This window comes from Isoptericola maris (assembly GCF_048065335.1).
In the GTDB taxonomy this organism is placed as follows: domain Bacteria; phylum Actinomycetota; class Actinomycetes; order Actinomycetales; family Cellulomonadaceae; genus Isoptericola; species Isoptericola rhizosphaerae.
This window is the reverse complement of sequence record NZ_JBLUNY010000005.1, coordinates 212,374-235,464: the sequence shown is the minus strand read 5'-3', so window position 1 is coordinate 235,464 and position 23,091 is coordinate 212,374. Positions and strand designations below refer to the sequence as shown.

General features: G+C 74.6%; 17 protein-coding genes. 7 read left to right on the top strand and 10 right to left on the bottom strand.

Features of this window, described 5'->3' with window-relative positions; genetic code table 11:
* Window positions 1-669 (bottom strand): PKD domain-containing protein, encoded by a 669-nt coding sequence (locus ACH5HR_RS10215; RefSeq protein WP_416477696.1) that lies wholly within the window; start codon window positions 667-669, stop codon window positions 1-3.
* A 182-nt stretch (window positions 670-851) separates the two neighbouring features.
* Complete coding sequence (locus tag ACH5HR_RS10210) at window positions 852-1,439, bottom strand: DUF6318 family protein (protein ID WP_416477694.1); 588 nt, start codon at window positions 1,437-1,439, stop codon at window positions 852-854.
* Between the two features lie 303 nt (window positions 1,440-1,742).
* On the opposite strand from ACH5HR_RS10210, the gene ACH5HR_RS10205 reads away from it, so the two are divergent.
* From ACH5HR_RS10205 to ACH5HR_RS10175, 7 genes are read left to right on the top strand one after another with little or no spacing between them, the layout of a single operon-like run.
* Complete coding sequence (locus ACH5HR_RS10205) at window positions 1,743-3,290, top strand: phage tail sheath subtilisin-like domain-containing protein (RefSeq protein WP_402375513.1); 1,548 nt, start codon at window positions 1,743-1,745, stop codon at window positions 3,288-3,290.
* A 10-nt stretch (window positions 3,291-3,300) separates the two neighbouring features.
* Entirely contained in the window at window positions 3,301-3,819 is a 519-nt protein-coding gene (locus ACH5HR_RS10200; protein WP_402375511.1) for a phage tail protein, read from the top strand.
* Window positions 3,819-4,547 (top strand): hypothetical protein, encoded by a 729-nt coding sequence (locus tag ACH5HR_RS10195; RefSeq protein WP_416477692.1) that lies wholly within the window; start codon window positions 3,819-3,821, stop codon window positions 4,545-4,547. The genes ACH5HR_RS10200 and ACH5HR_RS10195 overlap by 1 nt, the downstream gene beginning before the upstream one ends.
* Window positions 4,544-5,539, top strand: coding sequence for a hypothetical protein (locus ACH5HR_RS10190; RefSeq protein WP_416477691.1), 996 nt, complete (start codon window positions 4,544-4,546; stop codon window positions 5,537-5,539). The genes ACH5HR_RS10195 and ACH5HR_RS10190 overlap by 4 nt, the downstream gene beginning before the upstream one ends.
* On the top strand, window positions 5,536-6,780 hold the full coding sequence (locus tag ACH5HR_RS10185; RefSeq protein ID WP_416477689.1) for a Pvc16 family protein: 1,245 nt from the start codon (window positions 5,536-5,538) through the stop codon (window positions 6,778-6,780). Before ACH5HR_RS10190 ends, ACH5HR_RS10185 begins: the two co-directional genes overlap by 4 nt.
* Window positions 6,777-8,681 carry an ATP-binding protein gene (locus ACH5HR_RS10180; protein ID WP_416477688.1) on the top strand — a complete coding sequence of 635 codons (1,905 nt, stop codon included), beginning with the start codon at window positions 6,777-6,779 and terminating at the stop codon, window positions 8,679-8,681. The genes ACH5HR_RS10185 and ACH5HR_RS10180 overlap by 4 nt, the downstream gene beginning before the upstream one ends.
* Complete coding sequence (locus ACH5HR_RS10175; protein ID WP_416477687.1) at window positions 8,678-9,727, top strand: eCIS core domain-containing protein; 1,050 nt, start codon at window positions 8,678-8,680, stop codon at window positions 9,725-9,727. Before ACH5HR_RS10180 ends, ACH5HR_RS10175 begins: the two co-directional genes overlap by 4 nt.
* A 51-nt stretch (window positions 9,728-9,778) precedes the next feature.
* Here ACH5HR_RS10175 and ACH5HR_RS10170 read toward each other — a convergent pair whose 3' ends face one another.
* The 8 genes from ACH5HR_RS10170 to ACH5HR_RS10135 are packed head-to-tail and all read right to left on the bottom strand — an operon-like array spanning window position 9,779 to window position 23,087.
* Window positions 9,779-11,695 carry an SH3 domain-containing protein gene (locus ACH5HR_RS10170; protein ID WP_416477686.1) on the bottom strand — a complete coding sequence of 639 codons (1,917 nt, stop codon included), beginning with the start codon at window positions 11,693-11,695 and terminating at the stop codon, window positions 9,779-9,781.
* Window positions 11,696-11,705: 10 nt separating this feature from the next.
* Window positions 11,706-14,630 carry a DUF6519 domain-containing protein gene (locus ACH5HR_RS10165; RefSeq protein ID WP_416477685.1) on the bottom strand — a complete coding sequence of 975 codons (2,925 nt, stop codon included), beginning with the start codon at window positions 14,628-14,630 and terminating at the stop codon, window positions 11,706-11,708.
* Window positions 14,631-14,632: 2 nt separating this feature from the next.
* Window positions 14,633-16,840, bottom strand: a complete 2,208-nt coding sequence (locus ACH5HR_RS10160) for a phage tail protein (RefSeq protein ID WP_416477683.1) — start codon at window positions 16,838-16,840, stop codon at window positions 14,633-14,635.
* A complete protein-coding gene (locus ACH5HR_RS10155; RefSeq protein ID WP_416477682.1) occupies window positions 16,837-19,299 on the bottom strand; it encodes a baseplate J/gp47 family protein in 2,463 nt (820 codons plus the stop codon). Before ACH5HR_RS10155 ends, ACH5HR_RS10160 begins: the two co-directional genes overlap by 4 nt.
* Entirely contained in the window at window positions 19,296-21,851 is a 2,556-nt protein-coding gene (locus ACH5HR_RS10150) for a baseplate J/gp47 family protein (protein ID WP_416477680.1), read from the bottom strand. The genes ACH5HR_RS10155 and ACH5HR_RS10150 overlap by 4 nt, the downstream gene beginning before the upstream one ends.
* A gap of 5 nt (window positions 21,852-21,856) precedes the next feature.
* A complete protein-coding gene (locus ACH5HR_RS10145) occupies window positions 21,857-22,279 on the bottom strand; it encodes a GPW/gp25 family protein (protein ID WP_402375492.1) in 423 nt (140 codons plus the stop codon).
* A complete protein-coding gene (locus ACH5HR_RS10140; RefSeq protein WP_416477678.1) occupies window positions 22,276-22,593 on the bottom strand; it encodes a hypothetical protein in 318 nt (105 codons plus the stop codon). Before ACH5HR_RS10140 ends, ACH5HR_RS10145 begins: the two co-directional genes overlap by 4 nt.
* Window positions 22,593-23,087 (bottom strand): phage baseplate assembly protein V, encoded by a 495-nt coding sequence (locus tag ACH5HR_RS10135; RefSeq protein WP_402375488.1) that lies wholly within the window; start codon window positions 23,085-23,087, stop codon window positions 22,593-22,595. Before ACH5HR_RS10135 ends, ACH5HR_RS10140 begins: the two co-directional genes overlap by 1 nt.
* Window positions 23,088-23,091: the final 4 nt, after the last annotated feature.

The window sequence follows — 23,091 nt, the reverse complement described above, 5'->3', positions numbered from 1 at the left end:
TCAGGGTTGGACGAGGCGGACCTCGGCGTCGTGGACCTCGATGGGGTAGGTGGTGTCGGTCGTGGTGGCTTGGCCGGGCACGTCGGTCCAGGTGGGGGTGCCGGTGATGCGGAACTGGCCGTGCCAGGTGGTGGTCAGGGTGACCGAGTAGGTGCCGGGGGCGGGGTAGGGCAGGTGGATCGCGGTGGGGGTGTCCCACGGTCCGCCGGGGTGGTCGGTGACCACGGCCTCGGTGCCGTCACCGGGATCCCACGTGTACTCGGCCGGCACGGCACGGATCTGCACGGGCACCCCGAGCAGGGTGGTGTCCAGCATCTGGGGGGTGTCGTCCGTGCGGGGGTGGACCCCGAAGTTGACGATGGCCCAGTCGCGTTCGGCGTGCAGGGCGATCTGGGCGGGGTCGATAGGCATGGCCTTGAACTCGCGGGTGGCGGCGTCCAGCAGGTCGGCCGGGGTGACGCAGGCGCCCTCGTCGACCAGCTCGGCGGGCCTCTGGGCGTCGCCTGGCTGGTCGGTGAGAGCCCACAGCCCGGCGAGCTCGTAGGAGTCCTCGTCACAGTCCAGCCCGTCGTAGGCGATCTCGGTGCCCTCTTCGCACGCCTCGGCCAGCAGGGTCGCGTCCAGGTCCCGCAGCCAGCACTGATGCACCGTGGCCCGGAAGTAGGTCACGTCCGAGTCTCCACCACCAGACCCATCGATCGCCGCCTGCTGCTCCTCCAACGACTCGACAGTGACATGCTGATTAGTTGCCTTGCCATCGAATCCACTTGGGCCGTCGTCAGAGTCTGAGGCCGACGCTGGAGCCGCGATACCGACGGCCAGAGTCACGACGGAGATGGCGAGCGCCCGCTTCACTGAGGCCTGCCCGCGATCTCGACCACGACCCATTCACCGTCTCGTAGCCCCATCTCAATGCGCGCCTCGGTGATGACACGATCCTGGCGCCAGGTGACCGTCCCATCACTCTCCGTGATCTTCGCGGGAGCTTGTGTCACGTCCATGTCCAATGGATAGATGCCCGTGACAGCATCTCGCTTGTACGCTCGCACCAGTACGCCGGCGAGCTCGCCCCCCTCGTAGGTCTGCTTCTCATCGGCGATGGTTGATGCCTCCTGGAGCGTGTCGTCGCAGAACCCGCACGCCCGGTGAGACATCTTCTTAAGAGCGTCGGTCTTCCCGGTTTTGAGCGCGTGGTCGTAGAGCGCCAGGAAGTACTCCGCTGCCGCGGCCGCCCCGTCCGCGTCCTTCTTGTCCATGGCCGCCGGGCGCTCCGGCTCCCCGGCATCAGCCGCCCCTGACGCCTCCGGAGACGCCTCGGCCGACGGCTCGTCCGACGCCGACGCGGACGGCGACGCCGTCACCGAGGCCGGCAGCGGCAGCTGCGACTCCTCGACCTCGGGCTCCCCACCGGTACACCCGCCCACCAGCAGCGCCCCCACCAGCACCACCGCAGCAGGCCAGCACCAACGTGGGACAGAGGAATCGTGCCGGGTCGTGCGCGTCATCGCGTCTCCAGGGCATAGACAGGCCAGCGGCCAGGACCAGCCACCGACCCTAGCGACCCCTACCCACCCGCGGAACCGCACGTTCCAGCCTGTGGACAACCCCGCCGGCGGCCCACCACGGCGGCCCACCACGACGACAGCGACAGGGGCCGTGACGCCCGGGTGACGCCTCTGTGACGCGTGGCGCGCACGCTCGGCGTACGGACGGTCCACCCGTCGGCGTCGAAGGAGCCACCCATGACCATCACCCCCAGCCACCCCGGCGTGTACATCACCGAGGTGCCGAGCGGAAACCGTGCGATCACGGGCGTCGCGACGTCGATCACGGCGTTCGTCGGCCTGGCGCAGCGCGGCCCCGCGGACGTACCGGTATCCATCAGCAGCTACGCGGACTTCGAACGGCGGTTCGGTGGCCTGACCAGGGCCAGCGGCCTCGGGTATGCCGTCCGTGACTTCTACCTCAACGGCGGCGGCCGCGCCGTCGTGGTCCGCATCGCCCCGTCCGACGCCGACTCCGCGACGCTGGACGTCGGCGACCTCTCCCTGGAGGCGGACGGACCCGGCAGCTGGGCCGACACCCTGGAGGTCGAGGTGCAGCACCTGTCGACGACCGAGGGCGAAGACGTCGCCGCCGGCCAGGGCGGTGGTGTCACGGCCGGTGACCTGTTCACCCTCCTCGTCCGGGAGGCTGCCGACGAGGACCCGGCCGAGATCTTCCGCAACGTCACGATGGTGGACGGACCGCGGCGGGTGGACCGGGTCCTGGAGGGCTCACAGCTGCTGCACGCCACCGCCGCTCCGGCCGACGGGGACGTGCGACCGACGACCGGGACCTTCACGGTGGCCGCGGCCGACCAGGGGTCCGACGGCGGCACGATCGCCGGCACGGACTACGCCAGCGCCGCGCTGGCCTCCTCCCGCGGCGGCATCTACGCGCTCGAGGACACCGACCTGGTCAACATCCTCGTCATCCCGCCGCCCACCCCGGCCGGCGAGCTCCCGGCGGGTGTCTGGTCCGACGCGCTCGCCTACGCCGTGACACGACGTGCCTTCCTCGTGGTCGACCCGCCACCGGATGCCACTCCCGCCGCCGCCGGTACGTTCGCCGCGGACCACGGCATCACCGGACTCGCAGCCCGCAACGCCGCGCTGTACTACCCGCGCGTCCGCCACGCCGACCCCTTGCGCGGCGGAAGCATCGGCACGTTCGCCCCCAGCGGCGTCGTCGCCGGCGTCATGGCCCGCACGGACGCGTCGCGGGGCGTGTGGAAGGCGCCGGCCGGGCTCGAGGCCGCGATGACCGGCGTCGTCGACCTGGAACGCAACCTGTCCGACGGCGAGACCGGTGACCTGAACTCCGGCGGGGTGAACGCTCTGCGGACCTTCCGCGACGCCGGGTCGGTCGTCTGGGGCGCGCGCACCCTGCGGGGCGCGAACGTCCTCGCCGACGAGTACGGATACGTGCCCGTGCGACGCTTCGCGCTCTTCCTCGAGGAGAGCCTGTTCCGCGGCACCCAGTGGGTGGTGTTCGAACCGAACGACGAACCGCTCTGGGGACAGATCCGCCTCACGCTGGGTGGATTCATGCAGGACCTCTTCCGCAAGGGCGCCTTCCAGGGCAGCACCCCGCGCGAGGCCTACTTCGTCAAGTGCGACGCCGAGACCACCACCCAGTACGACATCGACCGCGGGATCGTGAACATCCAGGTCGGGTTCGCCCCGCTGAAGCCGGCGGAGTTCGTCATCATCTCGGTCCAGCAGAAGACTGCTGCGGCCAGCGACTAGGAGGTACGCCGTGGCTGAGTTCACCGTCAACGCCAGCCGGTTCGACCCGTACAAGAACTTCAAGTTCCGCGTGAAGTGGGACGGGAGATACGTGGCCGGGGTCAGCAAGGTCAGCGCGCTGAAGAAGACCACCGAGGTCGTCACCCACCGCGACGGTGGCGACCCGTCGAGCAGCCGCAAGTCGCCCGGCCGGACCGAGTACGAGGCGGTCACCCTCGAGCGGGGCGTCACGCACGACCCCGAGTTCGAGAAGTGGTCCGACAAGGTCTGGGGCTTCGGCGCGGGTCTCGGCGCCGAGTCGTCCCTGGCGGACTTCCGCAAGGACATCATCATCGAGGTCTACAACGAGGCCGGGCAGCTGGCGCTCGCCTACAAGGTCTACCGCTGCTGGGTCTCGGAGTACCAGCCGGTCCCGGAGCTGGACGCCAACGCCAACGGCGTCGCCATCGCGATGCTCAAGCTCGAGAACGAGGGCTGGGAGCGCGACGCCGCCATCCACGAACCCACCGAGCCCAAGCTCGAGGCGTGATGTCCGACGACTGCGCCACTCTGGCACTCGACGAGGCGCTGTCGGGCGTGGCGACGGCGTCCCGCGGGGCGGCGCTGCTCCACGCCCGGGGTGAGGCGCCGGACCTGGACACCGCGGCCGAGCTGCCGCTCGCACGAGCGGCCGCGGTGGCGCTGGACGAGCTGCGGACCCGCGCCGGCCCCGTGCTGGGCACGGTCGTGGACTGCCCCGGCTGCCGGACGTCCCTCGACGTGCCCCTGATGCTTGGCGACCTCGCGGCCACCACCGACCCGGCACCGTCGACCGAGGTCCGGGTGCCCGGTGCGGTCGTCCGTGCGCCGACGACGGCGGACGTGCTGGCCGCGCTGTCGGCACCCGACCCCGGGGAGGCGTTGAGTCGGCGGTGCGTGCGCTGGGACTCCGAGGCCACCGTGGGCGCCACGATGCAGGAGCCGGTCCGCGACCCGGACGTGCTCGCGGCGGTGGAGCAGACCGCCGAACGTCTCGCCGGGGCCGCGGACACCAGCGTGCACCTCGACTGCCCGGCGTGCGGCGCCGAGGTGACGGCCGCGGTCGACCTCGTCGAGCTGCTCACGGACCGCGTCGCCGACGACGCCACCCGGGTGATCGCCGTGGTCGCCGAGCTCGCCTCCGTCTACGGGTGGTCCGAGCGCGAGGTGCTCGCCCTGCCCGACGCCCGCCGCGCCGCCTACCTGGAGCAGGCCCGCCACGGGGCGCGGTTCCGATGAGCGTCTTCGACCGGCTCGTCGGCCGAGCCTCCGCCGGGCCGGCGCTCACCGTGCGACGCAGCGGCCGCTTCGAGGCACCGGCGGGACCACGGGCCGTCGACGCTCCCGATGCCACACCCGCCGCAGAGCGTGGCGACGTGCAGCACCTGGACCCGACCCAGGACTCCCGGTCCACCGACACCGTGCGCCACCGCCCTGCCGCCGGTACCGACGCACCTCGCGCCGCAGTGTCCCAGTCTTCCGGCGCTGGTGCTGGTGCTGGTGCCGACCCGGCGCCGCCCGCCGTGCCGGGCGATCCGGGCCGTGACGAGCCGCGCCCTGCCACGGCACCGGGCACCTCCGGTCCGACGGAGCCGAGGCGCCCCGCCCTCGCGACTCCGCCTGCTGCGCACCAGCCTCCGCCGTCGCGCCGCGTGCCGGCACCCCGGCAGGATGCCGCGCCGTCGGTCCCGGTCACCGTCCCGGCCGCGGCGGCGCCGAGCCGACGACCGCCCGACGGCGCGCGCGGTCCGCTGCCCGACCGGACCGACCCGGGGCGCCCTGGCCCGGCGCCCGCCCACGGCACGGGACCGACCGCCGAGCCCACCACCCGCCCCACCACCGGAGTCGGTACGGAGCCCATCGCGGAGGTCCGCACCGAGTCCAGCGCCGAGCGCTCCACCGGGGTCCGCACCGTGAGCCGCGACGAGCTCCTCGCCCACCTCGCGCCTGCCCTCGCCGCCGACGGCGCCCTGTCCCGCCACGAGGCCGGCCGTCTCGTCGCGGTGCCCTCGCGGAGCGCGCTGGGAGACGTCCAGCGGCGATCCGACAGGCCGACCGTCGGGCTCGACCCCGTCGACGTGCCCGCCCAGGGCGAGGTCCACCTGCACATCGACCGCGTCGACGTGCACCGGCCAGACCCGCAGCCCGCCCCTGCCCCGCGCTCGCCGGCTCCTGCACGCGACGACCACACCGCCTACCTCGCCCGGCAGGAGAGCAGGTGGCGTCGATGAGCAACACGCTGGCCGTCGCGGCCGTCACCTCGGCCGTCCGCTACGTGCTGCACCAGTCGCTCGGCGACGAACCCGCACCGGTCGGCGGCGCCGACGTCACCACGCTGCGACCCGCCCAGGTCGCCGAGCTCGGCAACGTCGGCGAGGTCGCCGCCGGGCTGAACGTGTACCTCTACCAGGTCACGCCCAACCACGCCTGGAACCTCGACGGCCTGCCCACGCGGCACCCGGACGGCAGCCTCGCCCGGCGACCCGCCGCCGCACTCGACCTGCACTACCTCGTCACCGCCTACGGAGACGAGGAGGCCCTCGAACCGCAGCGGCTGCTCGCCAGGAGCACGTTGGCGCTCGCGGCCACCCCGGTGCTGACCAAGTCGGTGATCCAGGACGCGGTGGCGACGTTCGACACCGAGGCGACCGACTTCCTCGACGCTGCGGACCTCGCCGACCAGGACGAGGCGGTCAAGATCACCCCGACCCCGCTGCCGCTCGAGGAGCTGTCCAAGCTGTGGGGCGTCCTGGGCACCCCCTATCTCCTGTCCCAGACGTACACCGCCACCGTGGTGCTCCTCCAGGCCGGGCTGCCGGTCCGCACGCCGATGCCCGTCGCGAGCCGCGCACTCGCGGTCCGGCCGTTCAGCCGCGTGCTGCTCGACGCCGTCGCCGTCGCCGGCGGCGGTCCGGCGGTCACCGGGGCCATGCTCGTGCTCACCGGTCGCGGCCTGCTCGGCGCCCGGACCGCCGTTCGGGTGGCCGGTGAACGCCTCGCGCCGGACCCCTCGTCGCGTACGGATCGCCTCGCCGTGACCCTCACCGACGCCGTGCGCGCGGGGGTCCATGGGGTCCAGGTCGTCCACGAGGCGGCGCCCGGCGCGCCCGGGGAGCCCGTCCGCGTGCTCGGTCGCTCCGACACCCTGCCGCTCGTGGTGCGGCCGGACGTCGGCACGCCCACCACCACCGGGACGCACGTCGAGGTGCCGGTGACGCCGCCCGTGGCAGCCGGGCAGCGCGCCACCGTCAGCCTCGCCCGCGTCGCCGGCGGGGACGACGCCGACCCGGCGCTCGTGGAGGAGCACACCGGACCGGTGCCCGAGGCGGGACCTCCCCTCGACCGCCTCGACGTGCCGCTCGCCGCGCTCACGCCGGGCACGTGGATGGTCCGGGTCACGGTCGACGGAGTGGCGAGCCTGCCCACCATGTCCGGCGACACCTACGACGGACCCTCGGTGACGCTGCCGTGAGCGAGGCGTCGACGGTGGCAGCGCCGGAGCAGGTCCGCGACCTCGTGGTCGGCGAGCTCGACGTGGTGCGTGCGATCCTGGCCGGCGCCGACGTCGGCCCGGCCCAGGCACGCCTCGACCGGTTGCGCGCGGGGCAGACGGCACCCGGCCCGCTGGACGAGATCGAGACCGGGTTCGGGCTCAGCACCTTCGAACGACAGACCTTGCTGCTGGCCTGCGGCCCGGACCTCGTCGGTGCGGTCGGCCGCGAGCTCAGCGACCGCACCGGCAGCCCACGACTGAGCTTCGCGGCCGCGTTGGAGCACCTGCCGGGTGCGCACTGGGACGCGCTCGTCCCCGAGGCGCCGCTGCGCCGCTGGGAGCTGCTGCGCCCGGCGGACCCGACCGCCGTCGTCGCCGGACCCCTCCTCCCGGACGAGCAGGTGGTGCACCGGCTCGCCGGGGTCGACGCCCTCGACGAGCGGCTGGAGGTGCTCAGCCATCCCGTCACCGTGCCCGTCCGGCTCTCGCCGACGCAGTCCGCGGTCGCCGCAGAGGTGGCAGCACGCTGGACCGCGTCCGGACCCGTCGTGCTGCGCGGCCCGCAACCCCGCACCACGCGGGCGGTCGCTGCCGCGGCGTGCGCGTCCGTGGGGCTCGCCCCGCGCCTGCTCGGCGCCGGTGACCTGCCGCCGGCTGCGGGCGACCTGGAGCGCTTCGTGCGGCGGCTGGTGCGCGAGACCGTGCTGGGCGGGGTCGCCTGGCTGGTCGACCTCGACACGTCCGCACCACCCGGTGCTCTCGGCCGCACGCTCGTCGCCAGCGACGCACCGGTGGTGCTCCTCGGCGACGGCGGGTCTGCCACGTCCGCGCTCGAACGGCTCGGGCTGCCCGTCGTCGACGTGCCCCGGCTGGGGGCGGGGGAGCGGCGCGCCACGCTGGCCGGCGCGCTCGACGAAGCGGGCGCCGTCGTGCCCGACGACGAGGTGGCGGCCGCCGCGGGAGCGTTCGACCTGGCGGTGGGTGACGTCGACGCCGTGGCGCTCGAGGTCGCGGCCGGGCGTCCGTTGTGGTCCGCGTGCCGTCGTCGGCCGCGAGGCGACGTGGGCGGGCTCGCCCAGGTGCGCGTCGCGCGAGCGGGCTGGGACCGGCTGGTGCTGCCCGAGGCGCAGCTCGACCAGCTGCACGCCCTGGCCGCAGCCGTGCGGCACCGCCCGAAGGTCCTCGACGAGTGGGGGTTCGGTGCCCTGTCCTCGCGTGGGCGGGGAACGGCCGCGCTCTTCGCGGGCGACAGCGGTACCGGCAAGACGTTCGCCGCCGAGGTGATCGCCCACGACCTGCAGCTCGACCTCGTGCACGTCGACCTGTCCCAGGTGGTCGACAAGTACATCGGCGAGACCGAGAAGCGGCTCGCCCGGCTGTTCGACGCGGCAGAGGACGGCGGTATGGTGCTGCTCTTCGACGAGGCCGACGCCCTGTTCGGCAAGCGCTCCGAGGTCAAGGACAGCCATGACCGCTACGCCAACGTGGAGGTCGGGTACCTGCTGCAGCGCATGGAGGCGTTCGGCGGGCTCGCGGTGCTGACCACCAACGCCCGCAGCGCCCTCGACCCGGCGTTCACACGCAGGCTCTCCGCCGTCGTGACGTTCCCCTACCCGGACCGCACGGCGCGTCGCCGGATGTGGGAGCAGGCGCTGCCCGACGCCGTCCCACGACGCGACCTCGACCTCGACCGTCTCGCCGAGGCCGACCTGTCCGGCGGCGGGATCACCTCCGCCGCGCTGCAGGCCGCATACCTCGCCGCCGACGACGGCGGGCCGTTGCAGACGGAGCACCTCGCCCGGGCGGTGCGCTGGGAGCTCGGCAAGTCCGGGCGCGTGGCCTGGTCGGCGGCGCGGCCGCGGGCGGGTGCGGCGCGATGAGGGGGCGTGGTCGGCGCGAGACGGCCGAGGACGTCGCCGCGAGGACCTCGGCAGGCAGCGCAGGTCTGCCGCACCTCGATCGGCTGCAACCGTTGTTCGCGGGCCACGACCTCCGCCGGATCCGGGTCAGCGACACGTCCTCGGACGCCGAGACGCGACGGCGGGTGCGGGCGCACGCCTTCACGCAGGGTGACCGGGTGTCGATGCCGCGCGACGCGTCCGTCGAGCTGGCGGCCCACGAGGCGGCGCACGTGGTCCAGCAGCGCAGCGGCTCGACCTCGGACGGTCCCGCTGCCGAGGCCCAGGCGAACCGGGTCGCGTCACGAGCTTCCGTCGGGCTGCCGGTGGGCGCCCACCTGCCGGCCGTCAGGGACGGCGCGGCGGGCCGTGCGCCGTCGGGCACACCCGTGCTGCACCGAGCCCCGAACCAGGCCGGGACGACGGACGCTGACGACGTCGTGCAATGGGTCCGCGACCACTCGGCCGGACGGACGGTGGGCCAGGTCCTCGACGAGCTGAGCGACGCCCACGGCGGCAACGTCGGCCGGTACTTCTACTGCGACACCTACGGCTGGGTGGACGTGCGGCACTTCGGGGCGGCGGCGAGCTATGCCGCGTCGACGGGCAGCGTGGTGGCGGAGGGCCTCGGTCTCGCCAACGAGATGTTCCAGTGGGCCACGGAGTGGGGCGACGACTACCGCAGCGGCTTCTCCCCGGAGGACATCCCCAGCAACGCCGCCGGGGCGGAGTTCGGCGACGACTACGCGGGAGAGGTCGAGGGGGAGTCCCTCGCGGCGGCGCTCCAGCGCTGGATGCGGGACAACGGCGCCCGCCCGGCCGACGACCCGCGTGCGAACCGGGAAGCGCTGCCCGCGACCGACCCGGCCGTGCGAGGTGGGGGCGGCCGCGGGTCGTCGAACGCGTCGCGGACGCAGAGCACCGTCTCCGGTGAGGCTTCCCGGCAGGCGGGTAGCGCGGAGCATGCGGCCCACCAGATGCTCGACTGGAAGAACTGGGCACGGCTCTACGGGGTTCCGCTGCCGTGAGCGCGGGTCTCGACCGAGAACCGCGGGGCGGGTGCCGGCTCGGGGCCGATCTCACCTGGCCGACCCGGTCGCGATGCGCAGCTCGGGAATGGAGCGCCGGAGCTCTCGGAGGATGCCGCCGCAGTGGAGGCATGCGGCGAAGTGACCGCCGGTCCGGCGCACCGTGGCGACGACGACCCGCGCCGATCCACCGCTGGCGAGGACGTCGTTGACCGCGAGGACTTCGGCGTGCGTCCCCGGCAGCGACCCCGCACGGCTCGATCCGCGGGCCGCCGGGTTCACGCCGACCGTGGGGAGCCGGTCGTCGCTCTGGACGTAGCGCCGGACGGCCGCCTCCACCCGCGGGTCGAGGTGGGCGCCACCGTGCCGTCGGTAGGCACGACGCAGCCAACGCAGGTATCTGTCGGGGTCGAGCACCCGCAGGGTGTCCTCGGTGACCTCGAGGACACCGTGCCGGACGAGGTTTCGGGTGACCCGCGTCTGGGTCGTTCCGGTGTAGAGGTTCTCGCGGATGTGGGCCCCTCCCGTTCCGCTCTCGCGTGCCGCGGAGGACGCTGGGCTGCGCCTGCTCCCCGGGCCGGTGGGTCGCATGGCGTCGGCGTAGTCCTCCAGCGTCTCGGCCTCGGAGCGGCTGGGCCCCCGCCTGGTCTGCACCGGGATGTCGTCCGCCACCTCCGGCAGAGGGCCGTGCGTGAAGTCGTCTCCGACACCCTCGGCGGTGTGACCCCGGGAGCGTCGGGGCGCACCGCCCCCGGTACCGCCGGGTGTCCCGTCGCTGCGCCGGAGCCTCCGGGCGAGCTGCGCCGCGCGCCGGCTCCGGCGCAACGCTGCCGCGGCCCTCGCCACGCGCGGGATCGCGGCCAGGACCCCGGCCAGCTTCGCCGCCTTGCCCACCCACTTGATGCCGCTGATGATCCCCCCGGAGAGGACCAGCATGAGGACTTCCATGACGGCGTAGCCCGTGACCCATCCACGGAAGTGCCACCTGCTGGCGACGGACGACGCGTTCCAGCGCCGGTCGAACTGATCGATCCACCCTTCGACGAGCTCGCCCCAGTCGAGGTTCTTGATGTCGTTCCAGAGTCCTCGGGCATCGGACAGGAGACTTCCGGTCAGGACGCTCCGCAGCACGTCCCACACCATGGTGACCAGTCCGACGACGCCGGCGAGCACATCCCACAGCGACTCGAGCGCCCCGTGCAGGAGCCCGACGATGAAGGCCCCCGTCCCGATGACGAAGTCGGCGACGGCAGCAGCCGCCGTCTTGACCGCGTCCCACGCTTCGTAGCTGATCGATCCCGAGGAGACGCGGTCTCGCAGGCTGCGCAGGAAGGGCAGGCTCGGGATCCATATCCAGTATCCGGCCCGGACCTGCGTCTCGGCCCAGCTCGCATCGGCACGAGGCTTGTCGATCCCCCGAAGTCCTGGCCCGGCATTGACGTGGACGAGCGCGTTGATGAAGAAGCGGTGATCACTTCCCCAGACGGCGGCACCCGGGTAGTGACGCAGGGAGATCCCCAACGCCGTGTCCCCGGACCGGACCTGGTACAGGTTGGCGTTCGGTTCCGGAAGGTCTGTCTTGATGTACTCGGCCGCGCAGTACCCGATGCGCCCGTCGTTCAGACCGACGAAGAACCAGCCCCGCCTCTCGGAGTCGACGAAGAGGTGCGTGTTGAGCGGCAGGTGACCGAGCACGTCCGCAGAGGTCGACGGCTGCTCGCGCAGCCGGACACCGCCCGAGCTGCTGACGATGCCGATCTCACGAACTGACCGGCCGGACGAGAGCTCGCGGACGCCGGGCCCGGCCGGAGCGCCTGCCCGGGTGGGCCGGACGCCGGCGACATCATGGTCCGCGACGGCGCTGCCGGCGGGGTCGCGGGCCGGTGCCGGCGCAGGTGCCGGACCGGGCGTCGAGGTGTCGACGGCGCGCTCGGTCCCGCCGGGGTGCATCGCGAGGGCGCCGCCCATGACGACGACCTCAGCCGTTCACACCGCGGGCCACGCGGATCGTGAGCAGCTCGCCGGGCGGCAGCTCGGCACCTTGTGCCGGTTCGGTCGACACGACCGTGCCGCCACGCACGCCCGGCGCATCGATCTCCTCGACCCGCAGCTCGAGCCCGGCCTCGATCGCCCTCCGCTCGACGAACCCGCGCGTGCGGCCTTCGAAGTCGTCGACGATGACCGGTGGGACGACGAGGCGCTGCCGGCCGAACCAGAACCACGTCTCGAAGCGGCCACCGGTGACCTCGTCGGTGGTCGGCAACACCAGGGCGCTGCGACCGTCGTCCATGGCCACCGTGGCCTGGCCGTTGACGTGCAGGGCCGGGTCGTCGGCAGCCACCACCGCCCAGCCGTCGAGCTGGAATCGCATCCGCAGCGGCAGCGTCCCGTCCGGTACCTGACCCGACTCCTGCCACTTCAGGACCTGGTCGCGGACCCGCGCCAGCACGTCGCCCAGCCCGTCGTTCGGCTGCCAGACGATCTGGCGGGCGTCAGCGCTCGTCTCGCCGTCGAGCGTGATCGTCTGGGTGGCGAAGGTCGTGCCGAGGTCGAAGTCGTTGCCGAGGGCCGGTGTCGGCCACGGCAGGTCCAGCAGCAGCCGCGCCACGGGCTTGCCCTGCACGCTGGTCGGCAGGGGTTCGCCGTCGAGGTCGATGACGACTCCGGAGGAGATGGCACTCGTCTGGACGAGCGTGTCGTTCCGCAACGCGCCGCCGTCCAGGAACGACACGCCTGTCACGTGCAGGCCGGGTGTGCGCGCGTCGGCCGTGTCGAGCCGGGCCGAGACCTGCACGGCGGCAGCCTCCGGCGTCTCGGCGAGGGTGATCGTCAGGACGTCGCTCGGGCCCCGCTCGCGCGTGCCGTCGCCGAGCCGCGGCTGCCAGACGAACGCGGCGACCCCTGCGCGGTCCGTCTCTGACACCGCCACCTCCGTGACGTCGTCGGGCAGGGACGGCGGGACCGCCGAGCCGTCCTCGACCCCCGCCACGCGCGCGCCGTCCGACCCGCGCGCCACGACCTTCGCGGTGACCGGCCCGCACGGGCTGTCCACGACCACGCGGACCAGCTGCGGCACGGTCTGCCCGGTCCTGTGGACCTCCTGGCCATCACCGCCGAGGAGGCGCAGCATGGGCGTGGTCACCACCTGCGACAGCGCCTCCTGCACCGTGCGGGTGCTCGCGAAGCCCTCGCACGCCGGATCCCACGCGACCTGCCGGGCCACGCTGAGCCGCCCGGTGACGACGACGGCGGTCCCGGTCTCCGTGTCGGTGTCGTCGAGACGCACGGCGGTGAGCGTCTGCGTGGTCCCGGCGCCCTCGTCGAGCGTCCAGCGGACGGCGGCCACGCCGTCGGGACCGGTCTGCGTGACCCCGGACCCACCCAGCGGGTCGCCGGAGCTCGCGTCGCGCAGCGTCCCACCGGCGGCGGTGAAGCGCACCGGTGCGCCGACGACCGGCACCCCGCCCTGCCGCACGACGACGCGGACGGGCTCGTCCAGCTCGTCGCCGGGCATGGCCTCCTGGCCGTCACCGCCGACGAGGTCGATCGCCGCCATGCGGGTCAGCGGCGGGAACAGGTGTCGGCAGTCCGAGTCCAGCGACCAGGTGCCGCCGGAGCGTTCCAGGATGCCGATCGGCGTGCGGTGGCGTGCCGGACCGTTCGGCGGCTGCGGGTCCGGCGCGTCCCACGGCCACTCGAGCGTGCCCTGCCGGGCCGTGACGCCGAACGCGAGCCGCGCCGTGCGGGCCGGGACCAGCCAGAAGTCTCCGACCTGCGGCGTGCCGCCGGACGGGAACCGCACCGTGATGCCGCCCTCGAGGTCGGTCGAGGTGGTGCGCAGCGGGCTCGGCCCGCCGTCCCACCGCCGCACCACGGGCGCCCGGCCGAGTGCTGCGACCGACGTCGGGGCGGCGTCGGCCCACGCGACGTGCAGCACCAGGTCTGCCACCGCGACCACGCTGGCGAGGAGACCCGGAAGCCCTCGCAGCCTGCGGTCGGCGCTCGTCACCTCGACCAGGTCGCCCTGGCGGATCGACAGCTCGTCGTCGCGGCCAGGGCGATCGATGCTCAGCGCGGAGTCTGCCCCGGTCGCCGTGGACACGTCGAGGTCGAGCAGCCCGGCCACCACCGAACCGTTCTCGCGCGACCACACGAAGCGTGGCGTCGGCTCCACGTCGAACACCTCGACCCGGTACAGCTGGTTCTCGAGGCGCTGGTACCCGCCGCCGCCCACGATCCGGCACGGGTCGACGTCGTCGTCCGCCTCGCGCAGCGCCGCCACCATCCGCCGTGGTGCGGCCGGTGCCGCGGCCGTCAGATCGGAGCACACCTCGCCGTCGAGCGGGTCGAGGCGCACCTGCCAGGCCGTCTGCGCGCGTACGGCGGTGTCGGGGCCGCCGAGTGCGGACTCCAGGAGCTGCGGGCGCTCGTCCGCGGTGACGAGGTGGTCGAACACCTCCAGGTAGGCCGCGTACCGGCCGTCGTCCTCGGGCTCGGCCAGGCCGGGGTCGGCGACCACGCCGGCGCCGATGGTGCGCAGGTGCGGCTGGTTCGCCAGGGGCCAGGCGCCGGGAGCGGCGGTGTCCGGGTTCGGGGAGGCGGCCGCGAGCACCCCGTCGACGTAGTACCGCCCGGGCGTCACCGCGAGGTCCGACCAGGCCGCTCCCGCCGGCGGGGCCCCGTCCGCGAGCGAGACCAGCGCGAACGGTCCCGGTCCGCCGTCGTCGGGCTCCGGACCGCCTGCCGGGCCGACGACGTCGGTGGTGCGCACCTGGTCGTGGTGCGCCGTGATCGCGGCCTGCTCGTTCCACTCCGCGTCGAGGAGCACCCGGCCCTGCTGCATGAGCACCGAGCGGTAGCCGAGCGCCGGGTCGAAGGTCCATCGTGTGAGGTCTGCGTGCATGGTCAGCTCCCGAACATCGCGATCTGCAGCCCGGCCGGGACGTACGGCGCGACGAGACGTCGCGCCGCGTCGATCCGCCCCGGCCGGTGGAGGTGGTGGTGCACGCCCATCTCGGCACCGTCCTCGCCGCCGCGGCGGATCGAGGCCGGTGCGCTCGGCGCGAGCGCGGCGTAGGAGGGCGATCCCGGCACCGTCGAGACGTACGACGGCGCGTCGGTCGTCGTGGTGTCCGACGGCGGCACGCACCGGTAGCGTCGCGGAGTGCGCGAGCCGGGGCCCAGGTAGGAGTAGCGGGTGCAGCCGCGTTGGGCGTCCACGACGCTCGCGACGCCGTCGCACACGCTGGACGTCAGCTCGAGCACGCGACACCGCAGGTCACCGAGCAGCGTCGTCCCGGCGACGGCCGCGTGGGCGCCCGCCGCGTCGACCGCCTCGACGGGGCCGGTGGGCGCGAGGGCCGGGTCGACGACGCCGTCGGTGATCCGCAGCCGCGGGACGGTCGGCGCGAGGTCGACGCCGCCGACCTCGCTGCGTCGCAGGGTCACGGTCAGGCCACGGTTCGCCGCCTCCGGCCCCACCGCCTCGTCGGCCTCGACCCGGACCCGGCCGGCCACGGTGCACTGGCCGAGGGTGAGCGATCCCAGGTCGCCGGGTCTCACCACGACGTCGCCGGAGACCACCAGGCCGTCCAGCAGCACCGAGCTGCCCGCGGCGCCCGTGACGACGACGTCGCCCACCACCCGGGGGCGCAGGCCCTCGGGGGAGTACACGCCGGGCACGGGCGCCTCGACGTCTCCCGAGAGCAGCCTGCGACCGCGCCAGGAGGCGGCGACGACCACCAGCCGCGTCTCGGCGGGGACGTCGATGCCGACCCCGGCGTACTCCTCGGAGTCACCCACGGACACGACGTGGGTGCCGCCCGTGCTCCCGGGGTCCGCCCAGGTGTCCGCGACGGTCGTGACGGCGTCCGCCACGGACACCTCCAGGTCCGGCTCGCCGGCCTGCGGCGGTGGTACGGACCGCACCGCCACCTGGCTCTGGACGCCCAGGACGGCCGCGCCGCCGCGGTCGGTGTCACCGATGAACGCGTCCGCGGCGAGCGTGTCCTCGTGCGCGCCGCTGCGGTCCTGCGTGCCGGCGCCCACGTCCGCCACCGCGCCGTACGCGTGGTCGACGTGCAGCGCGCCCGGGGTGCCGGCGGCGCCGTCGAGGTACGGGTGCAGGCGTCCGGTCACGACGTCGACCATCACCTGCCAGCCGTCCGTCGGCGCCAGGTCCTCCAGCCCGCACACCCGGATCCGGTCCGGGGCGAGCGGGGCACCGTCCTCGACGCGCACCGCCACCGGGACGGGCTCGCCCGGCTGCCCGGCGCGGGCCGCTCGCAGGGCGGTGAGGAACCGGCGGGGACGCAACGGTACGGGCAGGTCGGCCTCGCCGGCGAGGTGCTCCACCGACTCCTCGACGGCCGGCGGGGCGAACAGTGGCTGGTCGAGCCCCAGCGGGTGGGTGTGCCAGGTCGTCACCACGCCGTCGTCGTCGCGGTGGGCCGGCTGGGCGACGGCGTCGTAGACCTGGAGGCCGAACACGAAGACGCCGACGTTCGGGATGCCGTAGCGGCCCCGGCCACCTGTCGGGCCCGGGGCGACGGCGCGCACCTCCCCGGTGCGGGCCGTCCTCGTCAGCGCCCCGGACGCGAGCCGCGGGGAGGCGAGCTCGACGTCGGCCGCGCTGCGCAGCGACGCCCACGCCGGGCGGTCCGTGCGCACGTGGTTGACGTGCGTCGTGGTGGCCAGCAGCCGGTAGAGCTCCACGGCCATCGCCGGCCACCCGGTGACGTCACGGACCACCTGCTCGAGCACGGCGACCGTGCCCTTGCGCTGCCGGTACGCGATCGTGTTGGCCACGACCGCCCGGCGCCCAGGTCCGGCGTCGCCCAGGTCCGGGGGCAGGCCCGTGACACCGACGAGCTCGCCGAGGTACGGCACCACCCACTCCGGTGAGGTCTCCACGAACCAGGCGTCGTACAGGCGCTGCAGGTCGTCCTCGACGACGGCCAGCTCACCCGCGACCGCCTCCAGCAGCGCGTGCAGCAGACCGCCGGCGGCCTCATCACGCTCGCGGACGTGGGCGGGCAGCAGCGAGGCGAGGTAGGCGGTGCGCTCCGCACGACGCTCCGGCGTGACGGCGGCCTCGCGCGCGGACCTGGTCATGAGGTCACCTCCACGTCGAGCGCCGTCAGCCGCAGGGCCTGAGCGGCCAGCAGGGCGTCCCGGGCCCATCGGGCGGCGGCGGCGACCAGCAGGTCGTCACCGACGGCGGTGGCACCGAGCGCGACCAGCTGCGGCACGGTGGCGGCGACGACCCCGTCGACGGCCGCGGCGGTCACGAGCACCTGCGACGCCGCCACGGGCGTGGCGAGCGGGAGATCACCGAACTCTGTCAGCAGGGCCGACCGGACGGCGTCGCGCACCGTCTCGGGCTCGTGACGCGGGTGGGCCTGGACGCTCAGCCGTGCCCCGACGTCGAGCACCTCGCCGGGGAGCACCACGTGCGGGGCGCGCACGTCACGGGCGGCACCGATCGTCGCCGCCAGGTCGGCCAGCAGGGAGCCGGACGCCGGTCCGCCGTCGGCGGCGAGCACCGAGACCACGACCGTCTCGCGGCGGCCGTCCCACACCAGGTCCGCCCGGGCCCGGCCGACGCCGGAGTAGGTGCGGGCGAAGTCCGCGTAGTCGTCCACCGACACCACCCGGTCGAGCGTGCGCACCCGTTGCGGCGCGTTCGCCCTGGCCGACTCGAGGTCCTCGGGCGGTGCCCAGTCGCGGGAGGGCGCCAGGTTGCGCACCCGCGCGATCCCTCGTGGCTTGCGCACCGGTAACGACACCTGCCCGGGCTCCGCCGCGCCGTCGGCGCCGATCCCGACCCGGTAGACGGCGCGCACGTTCTCGGTGCCGGTGGGCAGCCGTGCGCCGTGGGTCCCGTCGCCGAAGGTCACCGTGGACAGGCCGTCGTCGTCCTGGCGCACCACGTACACCTGGTCGGTGGGTCCGGCGTCGTGCAAGGACCCGACCTCGGTCCACGCGACACCCTCGACCAGGACCTCGAGCGCGGCCGCCGCCCCGGTCGCGTTCGTCGTCGTGCGGACGTACGTCAGGTGGGGGCGGCGCAGCAGGAACGAGGCGAACTCGGCGCGCCCGTCGCCCGAGCCCAGCACCTGGTCCACGGTCTCGCCGTGCGTCGCGTGCGCCACGTTGCCGTGCACGCGCACCGTGCCCGGGAGGTAGTCGTGGCGCAGCGGCGGCTCGAGCGTGACGCGCTGGACCACCTGCCCCGGGGCTCCACCGCCGCCGGGCGGCGTGCTCACCTGGTCGACCGCGACGACGGTGGTCGCCTCGACCTGCTCGTCGCCCGCCGTGGTGGTGCCCGCCACCAGCACGAGCCGCTCGGGGTCCAGCGGAGGGTCGGTGGCCGTCAGCTCCAGCGTGTGCCCGGTGCCGGGGTCGCCGGCCCCCACCGCGTCGGGACGCGGCATCCATGCTGCGGGCAGCTCCGTGCTGACCGCGTGCACCAGCACGCTGTTCCGTCGGAAGGCGGCCAGGCCCTCCGGCGTGTCCACCGTGACGCGCGTGAGCCGGCCCGACAGCGCGAACTTCGTCGCGCCGTCGGGCACGACGTCGGTGACCCGGTACGACTCCGTGCGGCCGGGTTGCTCCAGCACCATCCACGAGCCGGGGGAGATGGCGGCCGCGTCCCCGTCGATCTCGAGCTCCCGGCCGCCCGCGGGCAGGTCGTAGTCGTCCCAGCCGTCCTGCCGGCCCTGGAGGAGCCCGGGGTCCGGGGCGTTCCACCCGAACAGCGACGACCGGGTCGCCAGGCGGTAGACCCGCACGTCCTCCCGGGCGACGAGCGGACGCGCCCTGCGGTAGCCGATCGGACGGTCCAGCTGCAACCGGGTCCAGCCGGGCGCCTCCGGCGGGGCGACGTCCACCGCGGTGACCTTCCGGAAGTCCCACCGCTCGTGGTCGGCGGAGTGCGGGTCGCCGGGGGAGACCGCACGCCGTTCCGCGCCCACCACCAGCAGGCGGTCACCGAGGGCCACGCCCGACGTCGTCGTGGTCAGCCACACGTCGACGGTGCCGAAGCCCAGCGTCTGGGGGACGCGGTCGTGCACCGCCAGCGTGTTCCACACCCCCCGCGCGACGACCTCACCCGTGGTCTCGAAGACCTGGGGGAGCGACTCGGGGGCGGGCACCGTCTGCACGGGCGTACCCGCGGGGACCACGACGGACGCCGGCGCGCCGGGGGCGGTCTCGGCCTCCAGCGCGAGCTCGACCTGCGCCGCGACGCCCGGGCGCAGCTCGTATCCCAGGGTGCGGGCCAGAGCGCGCACCGAGAGCTGCTCCGTCGCGGTGCGCAGGAGGCCCTCCGTCGCGACGCGCTCGGTGTAGAACGAGACGACGTCGGTCACCACCGCCCACGCGTCGAGCAGCGCGACCGCGGGATCGCGGGCGCTGCGGGTCGCGAGCGAACGCACCGGCGGCAGGTGGTCGCCGTCCGCCAGGGCGGCGCGCAGCCGCTCCAGCGTCGCGCCGTGCGGGGACACCCGCCAGGCGAGCTCGCTCTGACCGGGCGGATTGTACGGCTCGTAGGGCACGTCGTCGGCGCTCACGGCCTGCCTCCCAGCGCGAACTCGATGTGGCCCGCCTCCGGCCGGTTCGCGTCCGAGTCGCAGCGCAGCAGCTCGCGCGGCGCCATGACGATCTCCGCCGTCCGCAGGCTCTGCGCCGCTTCTGATCGCGACGCCGCGGCACGCGCGAACCGGCGCAGCTCGACCCAGGCCACGCCGTCGACGGCCATCGCGGCCGCCACCACGTCCGACGCCGCCAGCGACTGCCCGAACGTGAATCGGTCCGGGTGGAAGAACCCGTGGCCGCCGTCCGGGCGCCGGCTCGCCGAGAAGACCTCGCGCAGCCGTGCCACGACGTCACCGGGCAGGTAGCCGGGCTCGACGCAGCCACCCACGACGATCTCCAGCGGCACGTGCAGGCGCCGCTCGAGCGTCACGTCCACCCCGGCCATGCGCCGCACCTCGAGCGCGGCCAGCACCTCGGCGCGCAGCACCGGGTCGTCGTCGCGCGCCGCCACCGGGTCGAGCGTGACCGCCTGCGCGTACCACGACCCCGTCCACCGCCGTCGGGCCACCGCCCGCTGGGTCCCGGGATGCTGTTCCGCGACCCGGGCGTAGTCCTGCGAGGTGACCGCCCGGTGCTGGGTGCGCAGCGCCGCCGGGGCGAGCTGACGCACCTGCTCCAGAGGCTCGGGCTCCCGGCCCCCGGATGCCGCGACCGGGTTCCAGACCTGCACGCCGGCCCCGCCGACGGGATCGGAACCGTCGGGGCGCACCAGCAGCCGCACCAACCGGTCAGGGCCGACGTCGCCGGTGGTCCCCGTACCGACCCGGTACGTGGCCAGGGGACTCGTCCCGACCGCGGGGCGGCGCCCCTGCCTGCCGGTGCCGAACCGCAGCCGGGTCACCCCGCCCGGCTCGGGCTCGGCCACCAGGTGGGTGGCCAGCCGGTCGCTGCCGAGCAGGTCGGGCCGCGGCAGCCAGGTGCGCAGCCCGTCGTCGAGCAGGAGCGAGGCGGCCGCGCGCCGTGGGTCGGGAGCGAGGAGGGAGGCCGCCGGTGCCGACGGGTCGATCGCGGGATCGACGCGGGACAGCGTGGGACGTTGCAGACGCGGCCGGTAGTCGATGCCGGAGGGCACGCTCGGCGGCACGAGGGCCTCGTCCCGCACCGTCGCCCCGTGGTCGGCGACCACGACGTTCGCCAGAGCCACCGCGCGGGCCTCCGCCGTCCCGGGCTCGGACACCGGCAGCGGCGCCGGCAGGGCGTCGGCAGGGTGCCAGCGGACCTCCCACACGGTGCCGGCCGGGTCCAGCGGGTCGGTGTGCTGACGGGCGTCGGCCACGAGGCGCACGGGGAACCGGAGGGCCGGGTCACCGAGGCGCGCCTCGCCCCCGACGGGGACCTCGGCGAGGACCAGCAGGTCACCGGCACGCAGCACCGGGTCGATCCCCGCGGGGGTGCGCACGAACGCCGCCGTGGTCCCCGCCGGCAGGTCGTGGTCGTCGTCACCCCAGGCGTACAGGTCGAGGGCGTTGCGAGCCGGGGAGATCCGCAGGGCGGTGGACGTCTCGAACACGAGCCGGCCCGCGTCCGACGCCTCGACCGGTGTGGTGGGCTCGACGCTGCCGGGTGGGGCGGCCGGTCCGGCAGCCCCGGAGGGAACGTCGGCCACCGGGGTGCCGGCAGGCAGGTCGAGGGCGGTATCGGTGGTCAGGGCCAGCAGGGTGCGGGCCGAGCAGCCCTCGTGCACCGCATAGGCCAGGAGCCGGGCGTGCCGGCGGACCGAGGCCCGCCGGCGGGCCGTGCCGAGGTAGGCCTCGGCCGCGATCGCGTCCTGCCAGTAGGCCAGCCGGTCGCCCACCGCGGCGTAGAGCTCGGCGACCATGACGGCCGGGTCGGCCGGGCTGCGATCGCTCCATCCGGGCATCAGCGCGGCGAGCCGGTCGAGCAGGCGCGTGCGGAGCGCCTCGTAGTCCCGCGCGAGGTAGTCGCCGGGCGCCAGGGCCTCGACCGGGGGGAGCGGCACGGCGGGCACCTGGCAGTCGAGGTCCGAGGGACAGTCGACGCCGAACCGGAACGACGCGGTGGCCAGGGCCGGGTCGACGCCGTCGGGCACCCCTGCGCCGCCGGCGCCCAGCAGCCGCAGCGTGTACGTGGACAGGTCGCCGGAGGAGTCGGTCCGCACCACGAGGGCACGCTCGCGGACGTCGTCGTCGGCGAGGGTCTGCTCCACGAGGCTCCTGTCGGCGTCGGTCACACCGTCGAGTGGCTCCGTGGGCGGCGTCGTCGCGGTCCCGGCGACGGCCACGGCTCCGTACGCCCAGACGACGCCGACCGGGTTGAGGTCCGGGTCCTCGCGCACGCCCCCTGCCACGCCCACCGTCGCCGCGTCCCACCCGCCCGGGACGGGGCCGTTGAGCAGGTGGACCAGCAGCGTGCGCTGGGCGGGTGCGCCCGCGACGTGGCCCGGGCTGCCGTCATGGTTCGAGAGCACCTGGACGAAGTCGACGCCGTCCAGGTCGGCGCGCCCGCGGACGAGGGCACGCCGCGCCTCCCGGTCGATGGCGGCCGAGAACGTGGGTGCGAACGTCACGGCGCTCACGGCGTACCCGCCGGGCCGCCGACCGACAGCGTGCGGGACTGCTCGGGACCGGTGGCGTACAACGGCAGGTAGGTCACGAGCACCTCGAGTCGAGCATCGACGGACGTGACGTGGACCTCCTCGACGCGGATCAGGTCGCCGAGCCACCGCTGCAGAGCACCTTGCACGAGAGCCTGCGTGGACGACGCCAGAGCGTCGTCGGACGGGGCGAAGACGAGCCGCCCGACGCCGCTGCCGAAGTCCGGCCGGTTGACGCGCTCGCCGGGCGCGGTGAACAGGACCTGCTCGACGAGCCCGCTGAGGTACGCCTCGTCGTCGACGACGTCGGTACGGCCCCCGGCGTCCATGCGGAGCGGGAACGCGACGTGCCGTGCCGCCCGGACCCGGCGCGGCGACGGAGGTGGTGCGGACGGGCTCATGTCGCACGCACCCGGGTCTGGGTCGACTGCGCCTGCATCGGCACCCCGGTGGGTGCGCAGGTGCCGGTGGAGGTGAGGACGGCGAGCGGCACGCCGTTCGCCGTCACCCGGGTGGTGCCCGTGGTCCACGTCCCGGTGGCGTCGGGACCGCCGGTCTGCGGCGGTGCGGCACAGCCCGCCACCGTGTACGGAGCGGTCTGGAGCACCGCCGGCACTCCGCCGAGGCTGACGCGCGGCGCCCCGGCCGACGGGCTGGCCGCACCCTGGTGGGCGCACGCCACCTTGGCCGTCGTGGTGAGCAGCAGGCCCGGCATCACGTCACCTCCAGGGCGCCCTGGTTCAGCGACACCGACGTCTTCGTGACGCTCACCGAGGCCGCACCCGTGCTGATCTCCACGCCGGAGCTCGTCGCCGTGATCTCGACAGGGAGGGTGACCGCCGGAGGTTCGGCCGCCAGCGTCAGGCCGCCACCGCCCGGCAGGTCGCTGGCCTCGATCGTCACGTGCTCCGTCTTGAGCACCTTCGTCTCGGCCACGGCCGGCGCGGCAGGCACCTGCCCGGTGCCCCAGAAGCAGCCGCCGAGGATGGGCAGCGCCGCGTCGCCGCCCTCGAACTCCACCCACACGTTCGCGCCCACCGGTGGTACCAGGAACAGCCCGACGCCGTCGCCCGCGTACGGGGTGCACGGCATGGCCCAGCTCAGGCTGCCGGTGCCGAGCACCGCCGGGCACGCCACCTGGACGCGGCCCAGCTGCAGCGGGTCGAGGTTGTTCTCGACCGTTCCCCGGTACTTGCCGTAGAACTTCACCGCT